The organism is Paenibacillus sp. FSL R7-0048, from assembly GCF_038004505.1.
Lineage (GTDB): Bacteria > Bacillota > Bacilli > Paenibacillales > Paenibacillaceae > Paenibacillus_AQ > Paenibacillus_AQ odorifer.
This window is the reverse complement of record NZ_JBBORF010000001.1, coordinates 4,465,183-4,484,857: the sequence shown is the minus strand read 5'-3', so window position 1 is coordinate 4,484,857 and position 19,675 is coordinate 4,465,183. Positions and strand designations below refer to the sequence as shown.

The 19,675-nt window shown below is 42.8% G+C and carries 15 protein-coding genes; 11 read left to right on the top strand and 4 right to left on the bottom strand.

What is annotated here, in order from left to right:
• Positions 1-68 precede the first annotated feature (68 nt).
• Genes NSQ91_RS20005 through NSQ91_RS19995 form a run of 3 tightly spaced genes read left to right on the top strand, consistent with a single transcriptional unit; the run spans position 69 to position 3,736 of the window.
• On the top strand, positions 69-1,211 hold the full coding sequence (locus NSQ91_RS20005; RefSeq protein WP_076304564.1) for an exo-beta-N-acetylmuramidase NamZ family protein: 1,143 nt from the start codon (positions 69-71) through the stop codon (positions 1,209-1,211).
• 17 nt (positions 1,212-1,228) lie between these two features.
• On the top strand, positions 1,229-2,791 hold the full coding sequence (locus NSQ91_RS20000; RefSeq protein WP_076304565.1) for a glycoside hydrolase family 3 protein: 1,563 nt from the start codon (positions 1,229-1,231) through the stop codon (positions 2,789-2,791).
• A 27-nt stretch (positions 2,792-2,818) separates the two neighbouring features.
• On the top strand, positions 2,819-3,736 hold the full coding sequence (locus tag NSQ91_RS19995) for an N-acetylglucosamine kinase (protein ID WP_076304566.1): 918 nt from the start codon (positions 2,819-2,821) through the stop codon (positions 3,734-3,736).
• Between the two features lie 96 nt (positions 3,737-3,832).
• Here the strand turns inward: NSQ91_RS19995 and NSQ91_RS19990 are convergent, their stop codons facing one another.
• Positions 3,833-5,041, bottom strand: coding sequence for a GNAT family N-acetyltransferase (locus NSQ91_RS19990; RefSeq protein ID WP_076304567.1), 1,209 nt, complete (start codon positions 5,039-5,041; stop codon positions 3,833-3,835).
• A gap of 647 nt (positions 5,042-5,688) precedes the next feature.
• Between NSQ91_RS19990 and NSQ91_RS19985 the strand changes: the two genes are divergently transcribed.
• Positions 5,689-6,777 (top strand): DUF1648 domain-containing protein, encoded by a 1,089-nt coding sequence (locus NSQ91_RS19985; protein ID WP_076304568.1) that lies wholly within the window; start codon positions 5,689-5,691, stop codon positions 6,775-6,777.
• A gap of 212 nt (positions 6,778-6,989) precedes the next feature.
• Complete coding sequence (locus tag NSQ91_RS19980; protein ID WP_076304569.1) at positions 6,990-7,979, top strand: aldo/keto reductase family protein; 990 nt, start codon at positions 6,990-6,992, stop codon at positions 7,977-7,979.
• Between the two features lie 8 nt (positions 7,980-7,987).
• Here NSQ91_RS19980 and NSQ91_RS19975 read toward each other — a convergent pair whose 3' ends face one another.
• Positions 7,988-8,887, bottom strand: a complete 900-nt coding sequence (locus tag NSQ91_RS19975) for a LysR family transcriptional regulator (protein WP_076127169.1) — start codon at positions 8,885-8,887, stop codon at positions 7,988-7,990.
• Between the two features lie 205 nt (positions 8,888-9,092).
• On the opposite strand from NSQ91_RS19975, the gene NSQ91_RS19970 reads away from it, so the two are divergent.
• From NSQ91_RS19970 to NSQ91_RS19950, 5 genes are all read left to right on the top strand, one after another.
• Positions 9,093-10,100, top strand: coding sequence for a zinc-dependent alcohol dehydrogenase (locus NSQ91_RS19970; protein WP_076304570.1), 1,008 nt, complete (start codon positions 9,093-9,095; stop codon positions 10,098-10,100).
• 15 nt (positions 10,101-10,115) lie between these two features.
• Positions 10,116-10,949 (top strand): sugar phosphate isomerase/epimerase family protein, encoded by an 834-nt coding sequence (locus NSQ91_RS19965; protein ID WP_076127166.1) that lies wholly within the window; start codon positions 10,116-10,118, stop codon positions 10,947-10,949.
• Positions 10,950-10,984: 35 nt separating this feature from the next.
• A complete protein-coding gene (locus NSQ91_RS19960; protein ID WP_076304571.1) occupies positions 10,985-11,824 on the top strand; it encodes a sugar phosphate isomerase/epimerase family protein in 840 nt (279 codons plus the stop codon).
• Between the two features lie 41 nt (positions 11,825-11,865).
• Entirely contained in the window at positions 11,866-12,756 is an 891-nt protein-coding gene (locus NSQ91_RS19955; RefSeq protein WP_076304572.1) for an AraC family transcriptional regulator, read from the top strand.
• A 161-nt stretch (positions 12,757-12,917) separates the two neighbouring features.
• The gene (locus tag NSQ91_RS19950; protein WP_076304573.1) at positions 12,918-16,034 is read left to right on the top strand and encodes an ATP-binding response regulator; all 3,117 of its coding nucleotides are present in this window, start codon (positions 12,918-12,920) and stop codon (positions 16,032-16,034) included.
• On the opposite strand, the gene NSQ91_RS19945 is transcribed toward NSQ91_RS19950, so the two are convergent.
• Positions 16,021-16,566, bottom strand: coding sequence for a CDP-alcohol phosphatidyltransferase family protein (locus tag NSQ91_RS19945; protein ID WP_076304574.1), 546 nt, complete (start codon positions 16,564-16,566; stop codon positions 16,021-16,023). The two genes, NSQ91_RS19950 and NSQ91_RS19945, sit on opposite strands and share 14 nt — an antisense overlap.
• A 152-nt stretch (positions 16,567-16,718) precedes the next feature.
• Between NSQ91_RS19945 and NSQ91_RS19940 the strand changes: the two genes are divergently transcribed.
• A complete protein-coding gene (locus tag NSQ91_RS19940; protein ID WP_076182776.1) occupies positions 16,719-17,852 on the top strand; it encodes an SGNH/GDSL hydrolase family protein in 1,134 nt (377 codons plus the stop codon).
• Between the two features lie 69 nt (positions 17,853-17,921).
• Here NSQ91_RS19940 and NSQ91_RS19935 read toward each other — a convergent pair whose 3' ends face one another.
• A complete protein-coding gene (locus tag NSQ91_RS19935) occupies positions 17,922-19,607 on the bottom strand; it encodes an ABC transporter substrate-binding protein (protein ID WP_076127158.1) in 1,686 nt (561 codons plus the stop codon).
• Positions 19,608-19,675 lie beyond the last annotated feature (68 nt).

Sequence of the window (19,675 nt, the reverse complement as noted above, 5' to 3'; positions counted from 1 at the left end):
ATGTATTGCAGGAAACATTCCCTTGTTCTATCCATTTATGCGAAAAAGCAGCTAGGAGGCAGCTTCATATGGTGTTAAATGGGATTGATTCTATAACGAATTATCGTTATTTGTTCGAAGGTAAGCGCGTAGGATTGATTACAGCGCCGACAGGTCTTACGAAGGATTTTGCATCAACGATTACTATTTTACATGAAAATTTTAATCTTGCTGCGATGTTTTCACCTGAGCATGGCGTTCGCGGAGATTTGGATGCAGGGGCAGTAGTAGACACTTACATGGATCCTTTTACGAATGTTCCAGTCTATAGCTTGTACCGTAAAGACTCCAAGCGTTTAACAAAAGAAATGCTGAATGAAGTAGACATCATTGTATACGATATTCAAGATGTTGGTGTTCGCTATTACACATTTATTTATACGATGCTGTATGCACTTGAAGATTGTGCAAATGCAGGTGTAGAATTTGTTGTTCTTGATCGTGTTAATCCGCTTAACGGGGTAACGGTAGAAGGGAATGTCTTGAAGCCCGGCTTCAAATCATTTGTTGGAAATTACGAGCTAGCCGTACGATACGGCTTAACAGCAGGTGAGGTAGCAACGATGGCAAATGATCAAATGAATTGGAATGCATCGCTGCATGTCGTTCGTTTGGAAGGCTGGGAACGGAGCATGTCCTTCCCGGATACAGGATTAACTTGGGTTCATCCTTCACTTGGAATACCACGATATGAAACGGCGTTATTATATACAGGAACATGTTTATTTGAAGGCACAAACTGCTCCGAAGGACGTGGAACAACGTTCCCTTTTGAAATGATTGGTGCTCCGTTCATTCAAGCGCAGCAATTGGCAGATGAGATGAATGCAAAAGGTATCCCGGGTGTGTTTTTTCGTCCAGTTCATTTCAAGCCAACGTCATCTAAACATTGTGGCGAGCTATGCGGCGGGGTACAAATTCACATTACAGATCTCCAAGTGCTGAGGCCTTTAGAAGTTGGGGTAACCTTATTATTTGCGATAAGAGATTTGTACGAGCAATTTTCATTCCTGCCTCCTGTGAAGGAGGGCTCTCGTCCATTTATCGATTTGCTGGGGGGAGACAACATGTATCGTACGGACAATATGCAAGCCAAGCAGCTGCTTGAACAGTTTGCAGCGGAAAGCAAGCAATTTGCAGAAATAACACAGCAGTATCATTTATATCGCTAGAGGAAGGTGAATAATTGATGAGAACAATAGAACATATGAGCTTGCGCGAAAAGATTGGACAAATGTTCGTAACAGGCTTCCCTTCAACCGAGATCACTCCTGAGCTGAAGGAAGTTATTGAGCATTATAAAGTCGGCAATATTATTTTATTCTCACATAATATCGACAATAAATATCAATTAGGCGAGCTTGTTACTGAGCTGCAGCAATGGTACACGACACATACTGGTATCCCGGGTTTTATTACGATCGACCAAGAAGGCGGTCGAGTCACTCGTATGCCTAAAGACGCGACCAATGTTGCTGGAGCCATGGCAATTGCTTCTTCAGGACGACCTGAAAATGCGTATGCAGCAGGCAGAATGACTGCCAGAGAATTGAAAGCATTAGGTATTAATTTTAATCTAGCTCCAGTTATGGACGTTAACAATAATGCATTGAATCCAGTCATAAATGTTCGTTCATATGGTGATTCTGTTGCAACAGTATCCCAGTATGGAATTCAAATGATGAAGGGATTGCTCGATGGAGGCGTCATGTCCTCACTTAAGCATTTTCCAGGTCATGGTGATACAAATGTCGATTCACATATTGGCTTGCCTACCATTGAAAAAACACTTGAGGAATTAGAGCAGCTTGAGCTGTTGCCGTTTAAGGCCGCAATTGAGCAAGGCGCTCAAGCGATTATGAGTGCACATATTTTATTTCCGAAAATTGAAAAATCCGGTGTGCCCGGAACTATGTCTCATACCATTATTACAGAGATATTAAAAGGAAAATTAGGATATAAAGGGTTAGTTGTATCGGATTGTTTAGAAATGGACGCGATCAAACGATACTATGGTACGGCAAAAGGAGCGTTAGGAGCTGTTAAAGCAGGTATTGATTTGATATTCATTAGTCATACTCCTGAGACAGTGAAGGAAGCGATTCATTTGATCGAAGAAGCTGTAGCCACCGGTGATTTGGATGAAGCGCTGATTGATGCAGCTGTTACAAAAATTTTAGCTTATAAAGCACAATATGCGACGATTGAGGAGCTGGATTATGAACTAGTTGGCTGCGATGTACATCGCCGAGCAAATGAGCTAATGCGTACGGAAACGATCTGCCTCATGAAAGGTGAGCTCCAGCCCATTCATACCGGTGACGAGCAAGTGTTATTTATGGGTTCCTATTCATACCGCACCGATCTTGCGTCCAGCAGCTTGAATCAAGCTCTTAGCTTTCCGCAATATATGGGGGAGCATTTCAATACAGCTTATGAGATTATCGACATTGACCCGAGCGAGGAGCAAATCAACGCTGCGCTGCCAAAGGTACAAGGCTACAAGCATATTGTTATCGGCTTGTTCAATGCGCGTGAAAACAAAGGTCAGCTTGCGCTTGTTCAGAAGCTGCTGGCAGCAGGCTGCAAAGTAACGGCCATTACATTAGGTCGCCCGTATGATTTACCGTTAATCGAAGGCGAGTTCTGCGGAATTGCGGCATTTGAGTATACACTTGATGCATTCAAATCACTCCTTCCAATCCTAAATGGTGAGGTTGTACCCACCGCCAAGATTACGATACAGATGTAGATAAAAGTACAACAAGGGGACATAGGTATGGCATTTATCGTTGGAATTGATGGGGGTGGCACGAAAACAGCTGTCACCATTACGCATGACCAGGAAGACTCTTTATTCACCTTTACTGTAGGGCCTATTAATTATAACGGTGGTGATGCTGATGCTATTGCCGCCTCCTTTGAGGAAATTTTTAGTCAAACGAAGCTCTACTGCGGTTATTTACAAGAAGTTGCTCATATATGTATAGGTGCGGCAGGAATAAGTAATCCGCTGGTCATCAATTTTTTGGAGCAGCATGTGAGAAATAACGGTTATATCGGGCCATTAACGATTACAGGCGATCAAGAAACCGCATTATACGGGGCACAAAATGCGATGCAAGGCATCATTCTCATTGCCGGTACAGGATCGATTTGCTTCGGGGTCAATGAAAAAGGAGAGCAGCATCGCACAGGAGGCTTTGGTCATTTGATTGATGACGAGGGAAGCGGTTATAGCATTGGGCGCGATCTATTATCCGCATTAGTTCAAGTGGAGGACGGAAGAATAACCGATACGGTCATCCCAGCGATGGTATATGATCAGCTTAGCTTAAGCACTGTGAAAGAGATTATTGGTTTTGTTTATGATAAAAATACGACGAAAAAAGATATTGCGCAGCTCGCACCGATTATGACAACCGCATGCGAGAAGGGCGATGCACATGCAATAGCGTTAGCGGAGAAATGTGCAGCCAATCTATATGAGCTTGTTGTGCCTGTTATTGAACGGCTTAAGCTATATGAAAGTCCGATTGCGATTGCAGGAAGTGTGCTGCAAAAGTCTCGCTTTGTGAAAGAAGCCTTGGAGCGAAAGCTCGCACAGAGCTACCCGCAAACAAAGCTGATTTTGCCGATTAAGGATGCAGCCTACGGTGCTGTCCTGTTAGGAAGATCAAAAATGAACAACGACTAGTTTTTATCGCTATGGAAAAATAAGGGTGTGTCATAAGTCCGAGCAGTTGGACTTGCGACACACCCTTATTTTAAAATGGTAGGAATCAAAAATGGCTTAAAATTTATCGGTCAAATAAAACACGGCTTGTTGTTTCGGAAATAGAGCTTGAAGGATGTTAGCGTGCTCCGTACTGTCCTTTGCTGCGCCTGCTTCATTATAGCCGAACATGATATAAGTCATTAGCTCGCGTTCATCTACTTCTATTGAAGTATAGGGATTGGTATGATTACTAGCATCGGAGACAGAAAGCTGCTTTTGCTTATAATCCAAGTAGATACAGTCCTCATTGCTGCGAAGTGCAATATGCAGCTCCTGGCCTGCAATTATGTTGCTACGGTTTAGGCGATCTTCTAATTCAGGCTGAAGCTTATGGAAAGTTGAACTGAGATTGATCATTTTCCACATCGCCATATTGATTTGAATTGAATTTGCTTGATGCTGTTGGTAATAGGAATATAGCTTATGGTCCTCTGGGAGCATCGCTAATATTTGCTTTGCATTTTGGCGCAGCTGACATAAGGCATGAAACAAAGCTTCAACGCCGTTTTCGGCTTCGTTCAAATACAATAATTCATTAATAAATACTTGTTCAGTATCTTTCTTTTCAATGATGCCATAAGCGACGATTTTTCCATTTCTGCGAAGGAGCAAGCAGTCAACTTTCTTCCATTCCGGCCAGGTCAATAAATCATTCCAATACGTTTTACTTCGGATCACGGTGTAGGTACGATTCTTATTGAATTGTTCATAGATGAAACGGATATCATCGAGATAACAGGCTTCAAAAGGAATGATTTCATCACTGTTTTGCTGCTGCTCCAAACTTGCTGGTTTTTCAATTGCGAAAGCAGTCTCGGGAATAAGTCTCCAGCCAGCTTTTTCATAAAACGCATGCTTACTAGCCAAAAGTAAGCTTATATCATAATCGGTTTCTTTCATATAGTTGGTCTGCGCATGAAGAATTTTGTGTGCAAGCCCCAGCCCGCGGTAATTTAGATCTGTACCGACACTCCCCATTGCACCCGTTTTCAAGATCGCTTGACCGACTCTAATATGAAACGGAAAAATTTGTACATTAGATGCAATCTTATCGTCAACCATCGCAAACCATGTTGTATCTGGATCATATGTGGTGTCTAGGTCTAATCTTTCTTGGAAATAAGCTCGGCCTACGGAAAAGCATTCATCTAAAATATCGTAAATATTTTCAAGCTGCTCTCTAGTTGGATGGTTCATTACGATGATGTTTGGTGTCGTCGTCATCTTCATTTCCTCCTGCGCCGTAATGTTGGGATAAATTTAATAAATGAAAAAAACGATTTTTTGGAATTTAATTTCTTATTTATAGTTTAATATTGAAAGAAAAATTCGTCAATAAAAGGAACGTGTGGAATCATAGAAGTGATACAAAATTTAGATTGCTCAATATAGTCAAATGAGTATTAGGAAAATAGCGACTTCGGCTGAGCAATTACAAGCACAAAGCGCACAAATGAAGGCGCAGCTTAAAAAGAAGAATGATAAACCGTTCAAGAACTTTTTGCGAAAAATCGGAAATATTTTCATACCAATGATTCCTGCATGGACGGACTTATTTATACTCTGACGCAGTGATCCGCACCATTGCAGATACGAGGCGAGTCCTTTACCTACACAGAATTTCAAACAGATGTACTTGCCATAATTCAGTTTTCAGATGAGTAGCTTTGCGCAGCAAAAAAACTGGATAAATTGTTAATTTCACCCCTATAGTCACTAAAATCGATTATAATAAAATTTATGTTCAAGTCGATCACCTATCTAAGTTAATAGGATCATCATACGCAAAAAGGCATAGCGCTGAATCGCCTATGCTATAAGGGTTATAGAGTTTTTAAATACACACTTATGTATAAGAGGAGGCGAATGATATGACGATAATGCCTGTTATAGTAATGATCTTTGTATTTGTACCTGCCATTGTACTCATGGTAAGCATGCCTTATTTAACAAGAGAGACGATTAGTTTTGGGGTCACCGTCAGCCCTGTACAATTCCATAGTGAGCCTCTGCGCCAGATGCGGAAGTCATATGCTAGGATTAGTGCTACCGTGCATACCATCCTATTCATTGTTTGTATCCTCTGTCTAATATACGGTGATGAACATTCCAAGCAACAAAGTTGGATCATTATCACTTATTCACTCGCCATGGTCGGAATCTCCCTAGTCATAAACATTAGCTATTATTTCAAAATGAAAAGTTTACTACCTATGCTGCCTATTGCTCTGGAACCATCGATCATGGCAGTGGACACTGGATTTCGGAAAAGAAACATTGGCTTGTCTAATAATTGGTTCCTCATTCATGTTTTAATTACTGTTGTTAGTATTGTAACTGTGCTGCGCAACTACGATCTGATTCCTGATCAGATTCCGATCCATTACAACAGCAGTTGGAACGTAGACCGCTATGCAGCTAAATCTTTTAGTTCTGTGTTTATGCCTACGATCATGCAAGTGTTCATAACAATTTTGTTCATATTTGAGAATTGGAGTATTCGCAGAGTAAAGCAGCAGGTTCAACCCAATGATCCTAACCGTTCCATCAGACAAGACGCAACTTACCGCCGTACTTGGTCATATTTTATGCTTACAGCAAGCTTCTTAATGGTTATCCTGTTTTCCGTCGTGCAACTAAACATGATATCTCTGCTTAACATGAGTTTCGCTATCCCTATTATCCTAATCATAATAGCCCTTGTCATCCTATACGCCTTGGCCTTAACGTTCTGGGCTGGTCAGGGCGAAAGCCGCTTGGAGCGATCTGCCGATAGCTCCAATGTCAGACCTGTCCATGATGATGATAAATGGCGATTAGGTATGATTTATTTCAATCGTAAAGATCCAAACCTAATCGTCAAGAAAAGGCTCGGAGTCGGCTGGGGATTAAATTTCGGTCACCCAGTAAGCTGGCTGTTTTGGCTCGGAATTATTGTACTGTTAGTTGTGGTGCGGTAACAAAGCTTGGTGGTTAATACTCACCGGAGTATAGGCGAAGTTAGAGTTTCGAAACAGAATATGTACCGAAAAAAACGCCTAAAGGGCGTTTTTTTTATTATCTTTAAGGATCTCAGTAATATCTTTTTTGAATTAAACCGCATATTAAAGAGTATTTCTCGTATTAATATCTCTTTGTTACAATCAGATTGTTATCTAAAGGAGGGTATAAAATGAACTATCGCAAATTAGGAACGAGTGGCTTACATCTAAGTGAGATTGCTTATGGTAATTGGATTACACATGGTGCTCAAGTGGACAATGATACTGCCCATGCTTGTGTTCACGCTGCATTGGATGTAGGGATCACAACATTTGATACTGCAGATGTATATTCCGATACGAAAGCTGAGATGGTGCTGGGCCAAGCATTAAAAGGAGTGCACAGAGCTGATATCGAATTGTGTACCAAGGTGTGCCATCCCACAGGGACGGGACGTAACGCAAGAGGTCTGTCTCGCAAGCATATTATGGAGGCGTGCCATGCTTCACTGAACAGATTACAGACCGATTATATTGATATCTATTATGCGCATCGCTTTGACGCATCAGTATCCCTTGAAGAGACCTTTTTGGCTTTTTCGGATCTGGTACGTCAAGGTAAGGTTCTCTATGTCGGGATAAGTGAGTGGACGGCGGATCAGATAGCAGAAGGTGCTGCTTTGGCGAGAGAATTAAAGGTGCCATTAGTGGCTAGTCAACCTCAATATTCGATGTTATGGCGCGTGATGGAGACGGAGGTAGTTCAAGCTTGTGAGCGGGAAGGGATTGGACAGGTGGTCTGGTCGCCGCTTGCTCAAGGGATTCTTTCAGGCAAATATATGCCAGGTCAACCATTGCCAGAGGGTTCTCGTGCTTCAACAGCTGCGGGCTCACCATTTATGAATAAATTGGCGGGTCAGTGGCTTCGGACTGTGGTGCTTGAGGCGGTCTCGAATCTCTCTTCCATCGCCAGTGAAGTTGGGTTGACGCTTCCGCAGTTGGCTATAGCATGGGTGTTGCAAAATCCACAAGTCTCATCTGCAATTATTGGGGCATCCAAACCTGAGCAGATTATAGAAAATGCCAAAGCTGCGGGATTTCGTCTGGATAGGGAAGTGATGTTGGAAATCGATAGGGTGCTAGAAGGACTCGTTGAACGTGATCCTAGAAAAACGGGCTGAATATTATATTATTCACCATTAATAGCTTCTGAACTCATTTGTCCTATGATCTCTAGTAACGCGGATAAGGAGGCACGATCGCAATCGGTTCTCCAAGCGGCATAAAGGGGAATCGATGGTGTGCTTTCTTCAAAGGGACGAAATGCGACACCTTCACGCTGAAAAATAGCAACTGAAGAGGGCACTATGGAAACTCCAAGATTTGCAGCTACCAAATTTACAATGGTGTACATCTGAATAGCTTCCTGTACAACATTCGGATACATGTCGTGTTGGGCGCAGAAGCTCATAATGAGGTCATGAAAAGGAGCTCCTAAATGACGTGGGAACGATATAAACGGCTCTAAAGCTAAAGAGCGAATGGATAACACCGGTAAATGAGCTAGGTGATGCTGCTCTGGCAAAACGGCAATAAGCGATTCATTGACTAAGGGACGATGCTCGATATGTTTGCCCGACTCTGTATAACGTACAAATCCAATGTGAATCGTTCCTTCATGTAAAGCCTGCCACTGCTGAGCAGACGTCATCTCATGTAATGTGAGTTGGACTTGTGGATAACGTTCCCGAAACATTTTTAACATATCAACCAGTACTCCACCAGCTGCAGAATCTATAAATCCAATGTTCAAATGTCCGATAATTCCTTGATCGACTAATTGTGTTGTTTTAATAGAGCGTTCCAATTGAGATAGAATGGATTTAGCTTCCTCTAGAAATACCGCCCCTGCTGACGTGAGACGAACTTGTCTTTTATTCCGTTCTAATAGTTTCACACCAATCTCATTCTCCAGAGCTTGAATTTGCTGGCTTAAGGGAGGCTGCGTCATATTTAGCTTCTCTGCTGCACGGTTAAAATGCAGTTCCTCTGCTACTGCGATAAAGTATTGTAATTTTTTTATGTCCATACTTTTCATTCTCCCTTGAAATGCTTCTCCAAGCAAGTATAAGGATCTTTGAAGAAAAATGAAAGGAATGACATGTCGTCTCCTCACTTAAACTCTACCTCCCATCTTACTTTTAGACAAAAAAACATTTTTGCAGTCAAAGACATGATGTGTAAAAACGCATACATTTAAATAGAAAGTTTGAGGATCATGGGAGGTAATGAGGATGAAAAATAGAAAGATAATGTTTATGAGCCCACACCATGTGGAAACGGTTGAAGAGGAGCTTGTACTTAAGGCTTTAGGTGACCATGAGGTACTCGTAAAATTGATTTATTCGCTGATTAGTCCGGGAACGGAGATGGCAATGTTATCTGGCAAAGAGGATTGGGCAAAACTCCCGCTGTGTCCAGGTTATGCAAGCGTCAGTCGTATCGTAGAATGTGGTAAAGGTGTTCAGGAATTTCAAGCGGGCGATGTGGTTTTTCATTACGGGAATCATAGCGAATATCAAGTTGTCGGGGCTCATGATGTTTTCATTCGAGTGCCGGATGCGCTAGACTTGACATGGGTACCGTTTACCCGGATGGCTACGGTAGCTTTTACATCGATACGTGTGTCAGATATCGAACTTGGAGACAAAGTGAGTGTGACAGGTCTTGGATTGGTAGGCAATCTTGCAGCTCAATTGGCGCGTTTGCAGGGGGCTACGGTAATTGGTATGGATTTGTCCAAAGAACGGCTGCGGACTGCGCGTCAATGCGGTGTGGATTACACCCTGGACAGTGGCGAAGGATTGATGAAAGAGCAGATTATGACGTTAACTAAGGGCAAGGGTGTTTCCAGTCATATTGAGGCAACCGGTGTTTCCAAAGTTGGAGTTGATAGTCTTCAATACATCGGCTCACAGGGAGAAATCATCTTTTTGGGCAGCCCGCGTGGAGAATACAATACAGATATTACGGATGTGCTTAATTACTGCCATCTGTATAACCGGGGATGCATTACATTTAAAGGCGCTCACGAATGGCGTTATCCAACAGAGCCTAATTCGTTTGTGAAACATTCCTTGGTGCGTAATTCTGGCATTGTCTTCGAGCTTATGCAACAACAGAAGCTGCACATCGAACCTTTGATTAGCCATGTCATCAAGCCGGAGCAAGCTAGCGAAGCCTATGAGGGATTAAGAACCAACAAAGATCAGTACAATGGCGTACTGTTTGATTGGTCATAAAGGGGGAGAACGACGATGATAAGAGGATTAACAACAGCGGGATTGGGAGAAATTGCTTCTAATGAAGAATATATCAGACTTGCGAGCCAATTCGGGTTTCAGGCCATAGACGTCAATCCATTAGAGTTGGTACAGCAGTATGGCAAGGATGGGGCTGTCCAATTACTGGAAAGTCATGGCATCATGCTAGGATCATTTGGTTTAGAGGTAGATTGGCGCACGACAGAGGAAAGCTTTAGGGAAAGTCTGAAATCGCTTACGCTGATGGCTGAGGCCGCTGCTGCATTAAATTGCACCACATGCTGTACCTATATTTTGCCTTCGACAGATCTTCCGGTCGCACCGTTCATGATTGCAGCCACTAGACGTTTAAGACTATGTGCAGAAATATTAGGCGCCTATGGTATTTCGCTAGCCTTAGAGTTCGTTGGTCCTCATCACTTACGTACACAATGGGCAAATCCGCTAATCTGGACGATGCAAGATACGTTGGACTGGATGGATACAATTCAAGTGAGAAATATCGGTTTGTTACTGGATTCCTATCATTGGCATACGAATGGATTAACGAGTGAGGACCTGCTGAAATTACAACCGCATCAAATTGCGTATGTCCATATTAATGATGCTAAACCTCTGCTGATAGAGGAATTGCTAGATTCCGATCGATTGTATCCAGGGGAAGGATCCATTGATCTTACTGGATTCTTGGGAAGCTTGAAAAAGATCGGATACAAGGGCGTTATCGCTCAAGAAGTGCTAGCGCCAGCTTCATCACAAAGTTCATCTGAACTATTTTCTCGTTCCAAAGCAGGCTTCGATAAAGTATTCTCATCACTGGAAATCTAACCCCATCGAATCCCACATTGGAAGGAGCGTTAAGGATGAGTCTGTTCAAAGGTAGAATCGCTGCACACACCATCACTTGGGGGCAAGCGCATTTCAAAGCGTTGGAGGAAGTCTCCAGACTGGGTTTCACAGGGATTGAGCCGTGGGCGTCTTTTGCACTTCAATATGAAGAAAGTCCAGAACAATTACAAGAGCTCATGGCTGGGTACGGGCTGGAGATGACTGCGTTGTATGGAGGTACGGCTGGGGGACAGCAGCAAAAATTCGGCAATGCCGCGAACACTTCGAGTATCATTGACTACAATGTGCGACTTGCTAAAATCATAGCGAAGTGTGGAGCAGACATCCTTGTCCTAGGGCCAGGTGGCACTCGGGATCAACCCTCATCGCTGGAAGAATTGAAGGTTGCCGCAGCCACGATGAATGAAGTGGCGAAAAGAACCTATGCCTTAGGGGTAAAGACATGTGTTCATCCGCATTTGTGGACGGAATTGCAAGACGAGAAAGAAATTGAGATTGTGATGAGCCTGACAGATCCGCGGGTGGTATATCTTGCCCCGGATTCAGCACATCTGCTCGGAGCGGGGATGGACCCGGCATCTATCATCCGAACGTATCAGGACAGGGTAGCTTATGTTCATTTGAAGGACCTGACAGACAGGTCTGCCGCTACACTTGATACACAGCTTCCTCATTTTTGTGAGTTAGGCAAAGGATCTGTTGATCTACACGCAACTATTGAAGCGCTGAATGAAATTGATTATTCCGGTTGGATGACACTCGAAGTGGACGAATCGCTAAATAGCCCGTACAATACCATGGAAATCTGCCGAGATTATGTAGAAGATCACTTAAAGATTCCGGTTAGGATATAAAATAAGATCAATAAAATGTCAGAAGAAGGAGAAGATTCGAGGTGAATGAGTCGTGGATGAACTGCATTTCCCCTTATGTTCGAGTAGCCAAAGTCATGGAATCCTCCTTACTAGCAGGTGAATGGTTGGATCAAGATCACGTGTATACCTATATAGATCAGGGAGAGGCGGAGTTTTTCTTGAATGGGGTGAAGTTCCTGGTTCGAGAAGGGGATGTGCTGCTCATGCATCCATGCTTGCCCCATATAATTAGGTCCACCTCGGCTTTACCCTTAGTGCAGTATATCTTTCATTTTGATTTGTATGATAACGAGGATAAAAGCTCATCGGATCAAGCGGATGGACTTAGGCCCGGGATCCAGGATATCATGCCAAGTGAAATGCAGCTTGCTGATATTTATCCGCTATCTCATCTGCAGCTCCCAGATCGAATCGAATTGAAGAGAAGATTCATGCAACTGCAAAAAGAGCTGCTAGATCCAACGTACGGCGGGGTATTAATCAACAAGTCTATCTGTTTGGAATTGTTGTTTCTGTTCTTTAGAAATCAGAACCTGTCCAAAGGAACGGAAGGGAAGAGAACCAAAGGATGGCCTTTAATTGAAGGCGCCATTCATCACATGCACCAGTGTTATCAAGATCCGCAGTTAAGTAATGAATCTATCAGTAGGCATGTTGGTGTGACTGCCAATCATTTGTCGTATGTGTTCAAGACTCAGCTTGGGGTGACCATTCATAATTATTTGAAGCATGTTCGTATCGAGCAGGCTAAATTGAGAATCATTCAGGGAAAGCAAAATCTAACGGAGATTGCCGAAGATGTGGGGTTTTCTAGTATTCATCTGTTCAGTCGGACGTTCAAAACAAATGTGGGAGTAATGCCTAGTAAGTTCGCGGCGATGCGATCTGCTTTAATCAATAAATCACAATAAAGGAATCGACCATCTGCTCTTTGGGATGGTTGGTTTTTTTCCTCTGAACATAGGATTACATACGTCTATAGGCCTCTTAATATAGTATAATCATACTGTATTGCTCAAAGTTGGAGATAGGGATATAGCACTATTAAATACTATTGACGAATGAGGAGTCTATGAGAACTTCGGAGAATAAAATTAAGTTAAGTCATATGTTGTACATAGTAGTATTCATCTGCCTGCTGATTGCAATACGCTGGAGCTGGTACAATCATTTTACTCTGTCCAATCCTCCTGTAGTGGAGCAAGGTGTGCTCGATTTGCGGGGAGTAGACCTTGAATCACTAAGCTCCTTTCCATTGGATGGAGAATGGGAGTTTTATCCTGAACAATGGGTGAATGCCGCCAATGTGGATGGTGTTTTAAAAGGCCAGATGCTTCAGGTGCCGGGTAACTGGAATTCTGTATTCAATTCTGCTGAGCAAAAGAAGGCGTATGGATACGGAACTTATCATTTGCGGATTCTGCTAGATCGTCCCTTGTCTGAGCCACTTAGCTTTTGGTTCCAATCCATCTATACTTCTTCTGAAGTGGAGATTAATGGAACAATTCTCTCACGGTTTGGAGTGTTATCTGACGAGAAGGAAGAGCATGTTTATGTGACGAAAGCATTCTTAATCAGTTATACACCTACAGATCAGAAGCATCTGGATCTGTTTGTTCGGACGTCAAACTATGAGTCTCCACTAAAAGGGGGCATAATTCGGTCCGTGGAGTTTGGCATTCAACATGGGGTAGACACTATATACTGGAATTCCATTGGCTTGCAGCTAGTCGTAGGGGTCATGCTTCTTCTACATGGGTTGTATTTATTGATTATCTATCTGATGGATGTACGAAAAACAGAGCTGATTATTTTTTTCCTAATGATGGTCGCTGCGGCTGTATCCATTGGGGTTGAACATAATGGACTGTTGTTCAGGTTTCTTCATGTTGATTTTGCCTGGATGCTGAGGTTAAAGGTTCTTTCGTATATAGGGTTTTGTTTATTCCTTTTATTGATGGGAAGAGAACTATTGGGGAATCGACGGAAAGGCAAGGCGTTTTATAGTTACATCCTGTCAGTTCTCATTTTTACTTTATTTATTATTGTAGGTCCTGAAGAGGCAGTGTTATATATCATCGGAAAAGGGTATTACATGATCCTGTATTACGTTCCAGTGTGTTGGACGGTATATTATTTTTGGAAGATGGTAGCCTTACGAGCTGAAGGTGCTCTATTTTTATTGTTTTCAGTGTTAGCAGTACTAAATAATATGTTGTGGGGGGCTGTCTACTATGCCGGTAGCTCACAATTTATGTTTTATCCCGTAGATTTAATTGCTGCCCTTGCCGCATTTTCCGCCTATTGGTTTAGGAGATATTTTCATCAATCCCATCAAAATGTGTTACTGAACGCTCAATTGGCGGAATCCAATAAATTAAAGGACCGTTTTCTAGCCAATACGTCACATGAGCTGCGCACTCCACTGCATGGGATTATGAATATTGCCCAAAGTGTGTTAACAAGAAAAAAACATGTGCTGGATGAAGAGAGCCAGCGTGACATGGAATTGCTAATTATGGTCAGTCGCCGGATGTCGCTTATGCTGAATGACTTGCTTGATGTTGTGCGATTGCAGGATAAGCGGATTGTGATGAAAATAAAGGCGCTGCAAGTGAGGTCATTGGCTGAAGGTGTACTGGATATGTTACGTTTCTTAACCGGTGGGACGAAGGTGGAGCTTCGAATGTCTATAGATGAGAATCTGCCGCGTGTTTATGCTGATGAGGAGCGATTGGTGCAGATTCTGATTAATTTGGTTCATAACGCACTAAAGTACACCGAACAGGGAAGTGTTGAACTGGCCGCAGAACAAGTGGGTGGGGATGTATGGATACATGTTACGGATACAGGAGTAGGTATGGATGAAGCTTTGAAAAAGCGTGTTTTTATGCGCTATGAACAAGGGGCTTACGGTCAAGGCGGCATTGGGTTGGGGCTTAGTATCTGTAAGGAGCTGGTCGAACTGCATGGCAGTGAATTATTGCTGCAATCGCAGCCGGGTCAGGGAAGTAAGTTCAGCTTCAAATTACCTGTAGCTAAAGGGAGCCTGAAGTCATCTATTCCAGATGTTGATACAGAAAAAGATTCGGATCCATTGTCACCATTCAGTACGTGGATAACTGCGGAGAAATCAGCTATGGTGGCTGCCACCTATAACACAAAGGAAGTAGAGGCACTCTCGAAGCTCGATACAGACGCTGACATCATACATGTGCTAGCGGTTGATGATGATTCGGTCAATTTAAAAGTTCTGCAAAATATTTTATCAGATGGAGCCTATCGGATTGATACAACGACTTCAGCCCGTGAGGCGCTGGATATGTTGCATCATGAGCAGTTCGATTTGGTTATCGCTGATGTGATGATGCCGGGCATGTCTGGATATGAATTGACAAGATTGATACGCGAGCGGTTCACGATGTATGAACTTCCTATTATTCTATTGACCGCTCGCAGTGAGCAGGAGGATGTCTATGCAGGTTTCTTGGCTGGCGCTAATGACTATGTAACCAAGCCAGTAGATGCCATGGAATTGAAGTATCGTGCTTCGTCGCTCACTTCTATGAAGCAAGCAGTCAATGATCGTTTGAGAATGGAGGCTGCTTATTTACAAGCGCAGATCCATCCACATTTTCTCTTTAATACATTAAATTCGATTATGTCCTTGAGTGATTTTGACACTGTCAAAATGAAAGATCTTTCAGATGCATTCACTACTTATCTGCGGATCAGCTTTGACTTCTTAAATGCAGGCAAACTTGTTTCGCTGTCGCAAGAGCTGGAGCTGGTCGAGAATTATGTATATATCCAGCAGCAGCGTTTTGAGGAGAGGCTGCAGGTTGAATGGGAGGTAGACGCGAATCTACAGCTTCTAATTCCTCCGCTGACCATTCAGCCACTGGTCGAGAACGCCGTCCGGCATGGGATCTTAAGTCGGGCAAAAGGTGGAACCTTGCGTATTCACATCGAGACACATGCGGAGGCTGTTCATTTTATCATTGCTGATACGGGGATTGGAATGGATGAAGCTCAAGTCAGTAAGTTATTGCAACCAAAAAGTCTTAAGGATCAAGGAATTGGGCTCCTTAATACAGATCGGAGATTAACACAATTATATGGACAAGGCTTGAAGATTCAAAGTATTTCTGGGGTGGGAACTACGGTATCTTTCATTATTCCTGATTAGGAGGGTTATAAAACCATCCTTTTCTGTCCAGCTGTAATTGAGTGGATGTGATTTGGATGATCAATTCTTCCACAGCGGATAAGGTTGCAACTATACAGACAATGGTTGTCCAAATGGTGTGGTTACTATGGGAAAGCCATATAGGAGTTACAAATAAGAGAAGCCCGGTGAGTTTATTGCCGTAGGTATGGATACTTGCGTAAGTTTTGAATCTGCGGAGGGCAATCCCTGTCGATGTTATGCGGATGGCCGCGATCAAGAAGATCCATAGGATGAATTCGAGGGTAAGACCCAGATATGGATACAAAGTAAATAAGCAGATCCCGATTAGTATCGTGTCGGCAGCAGAATCCAGCTTTGCTCCGAGATTACTTGTTGTGCCTGATTTTCGGGCAATTGGACCATCTATCAGATCGGTGACTCCGCAAAGGATATAAATTGCAAGAAAGGCCGAACTTAGCGGCTCGAAGAATAACAGCATTATTGCCAAAATAATTCTGCCAAGTGTAATACAGTTAGGTATAACTTTCAACTTCAATCCCACCTTTGTTCATGACCTCATTTAATTCTATTGTACCAGAGGAAGAGTATATGCTATTTGGAAAAGGATTATAAGATAGTATTGAAGAAGTAGTGAAGTAGAAGTATAGATTAGGATTCTAGCGGTAAATTAGGAGGGATTTTATGAAGCAGAATACAAACTTAAAGGTACATACATTAGCTGATATCGAACATCTGAAAATTCACGGCAGAACAACAGGGTCACTTTCTCCACTAACGTTATTTTGGACAGGCAGTGCGGTCGAATTAAATGTTAAAAGTTCTGAGCTATGGCTTGAAGTAGAAGCAGATTATGATGTTTATGAACCCTGGATTAGCATCCTGATCAATTCCGTTCCTGTTAGCAGACAAATGTTAGTAGCAGGCAGGTATTGGATTTGTGTATTTAGAGGCATGAATGATCGTGTTGTCAACAATATTCGTATTGTAAAAGATGTGCAGGCAATGAGTGGAGACCCTGGCTGCTCTTTGCAGATACATGCGGTGAAGATGGATGGAAAATTCCTGCCTGTTGCGGACAAACCCCACAAGATAGAGTTCATAGGTGACAGCATCACATCCGGAGAAGGAAGTATAGGTGCCAAGGCTGAAGAAGATTGGATTCCAATGTGGTTTAGCGCCATCAACAACTATACCAGAATGACAGCAGATGCTTTAAATGCAGAATATAGAGTTATTTCTCAAAGTGGCTGGGGAGTCCTTACTAGCTGGGATAATAATCCGCACGGTAATATCCCTGATTGTTATGAGCAGGTTTGTGGTCTTCTAACTGGAGCAAAAAACGAAGCTTTAGGAGCTTTTCAAGAACATTCTTTTGAAACCTGGCAGCCAGATGTTGTGGTAGTTAATCTAGGAACAAATGATGGGGGCGCCTTTCAATCGCCAGAATGGAAAGATGAGGTAACAGGGGAGAGCCATAAACAACGCTTAAATGAAGACGGGACCTATCATGAGGATGATATACAAGCTTTTGTCGATGCCGCTGAGAAATTTCTGATGAAGCTTAGAAAAAATAATCAACATGCACATCTCGTATGGGCATATGGGATGCTTGGTATCCCGATGATGCCAGCGATCTACCGCGCGGTCGATGTTTATAGCAAGAAAACAGGGGACAAGCAGGTTTCTGTATTGCAGCTTCCAAATATGACGGATGAGACCATAGGGGCAAGAAGTCATCCGGGAGCATTAGCTCATGAACAAGCGGCAAAAGAGTTGACGGGGTATTTGAAAGGGATTCTAGCGAGCGAAAGTTAATGAGGAATTCATAAAAAAATAAGCCGGAGCGAAAGGATCACGCTCTGGCTTGTTTTTATTTACTTTAGTCTATTTGGTGGATACAGACTTGAACCATTCGTTAACTTCTTTGGTGATTTGATCACCACCATTTGCTTTCCAGTTGGAAACAAAGGAGTCAAAGGCATCTACAGGAAGCTTACCGTAAATGATTTTGTTGAAGGTTTCCATTTCGGATTGACGAAGCAGATTCCATTTGGATACCATCGTTGGTGTCGCAGCGCCAGTGAAATAGTTCTGTCTACGAATGTCTATTTGTGACATAACAACTTTTGCAGCGGCCCAGTTTTCCGGTTTACGGAACTCAGCCATTTGTTTTTCATAAGGAGTTACAGGGGTTTCACCATCAGCAAGTTTAACCAATGTCTTCATGAACAGATCAGGAATACGAGCCGGTCCAGTTAAGAAAGGAAACTCATTGGAGAAGTCTTTAATCTTCTCTTTATCACTAGTAGGCTTTCCATCAATCATGTCCCAATCGTAGCCTTTAGCAAAGCCGTATTCAAATTCACTACCAGCTGCTGGATTAGCTAGGTTATCAAGCAAGTAGTTGTAGTATAAGAAAATTGCTTCAGGGTGCTTAGCATCTTTGTTAATCATGATACTAGCGTTTACCCCAGAGTTCTGCCATTTGGTACCGATGAGTCCGTCTGGACCTGCTGGAACCGGATAAGCTTTGATCTTCGCTCCAGGTACATTTTTCATAAGATCGGGAGCCGGCCAGTCTGGAACCCAGTTTGCCCCTGGTAGAATACCTGCGGCGCCTTTTGTCCAGCTTTCAGCAGATTTACCTTCATCCCAAAGTGCAGAGTCTGTGTGAATATAACCTTTGTCCATCCACTCACTAAGCTTAGCAAGGGCTTGTTTAGCACCAGGGTTAATGGAACCGTATTCTAGATTGCCGTCGGCATCTTTATTCCATTGTTCCTCAATCGTACCGTAAGCACCGAATAACCAGTCGAGTTGGCCCATCCAGGTGTTTGTATTATTTTTCAAAGAAATCGCAAGTGGGAAAACATCTTTAGGTGCTAGACCGTCAGGGTTTTCGTTCTTAAATTTGTCCATGATATTCTCAAGATCGGCGATTGTTTTTGGAGCCTGAAGGTTCAGCTTTTCCATCCAATCTTCACGTAACCAGAGAAGAGTATCGTCATTATCAGTATATTCAAGGATCGGCATATTGTATTTCTTACCGTCTTTTGTGAATGGATACCAAAGTTCTGGGTGTGCTGCAGCATGATCTTTTAGAATTTTATTAGCATATTTGTCGAACAACTCATCGATAGCAATGAACTGACCGGAATCAATCAGTTGATTGGTCAATACTGCATTGGTTGGTACAGAAACGAAGTCAGGCAGCTTTTCGCCAGAAGCAATGGCAAGCTGAAGCTTTTGTCTGTATTGATCGTCATTGGCAGGATACCAAGTATCTTTATGCTTCATGCCCAGTGTTTCCAGCATCCAGCGATCGTGAACATTGTTTTCTTTGGTATCACCTTGAACATATTTCTTCGGCATCAATACCGAACTGAACTCGATGGGTGGATCGTATTTACCTTTTTCAAAAGCAGCATCTGCTTCAGATAAACTAGTCTCAGACGATGTGGTATTGTTTTGTTTGGCGTTTTCATTATTTCCGCCGCCACTGCCACAGGCTGTGAGTGTGATAAGTGCTGTGACCGTTAACAACGACCACATTTTTTTGAACTTGATCATTCTTTAATTCCCCCTACTGTGTATGATCTTTACAAGTGTAACTTTAACAACTAGTCGGGGATGGCATC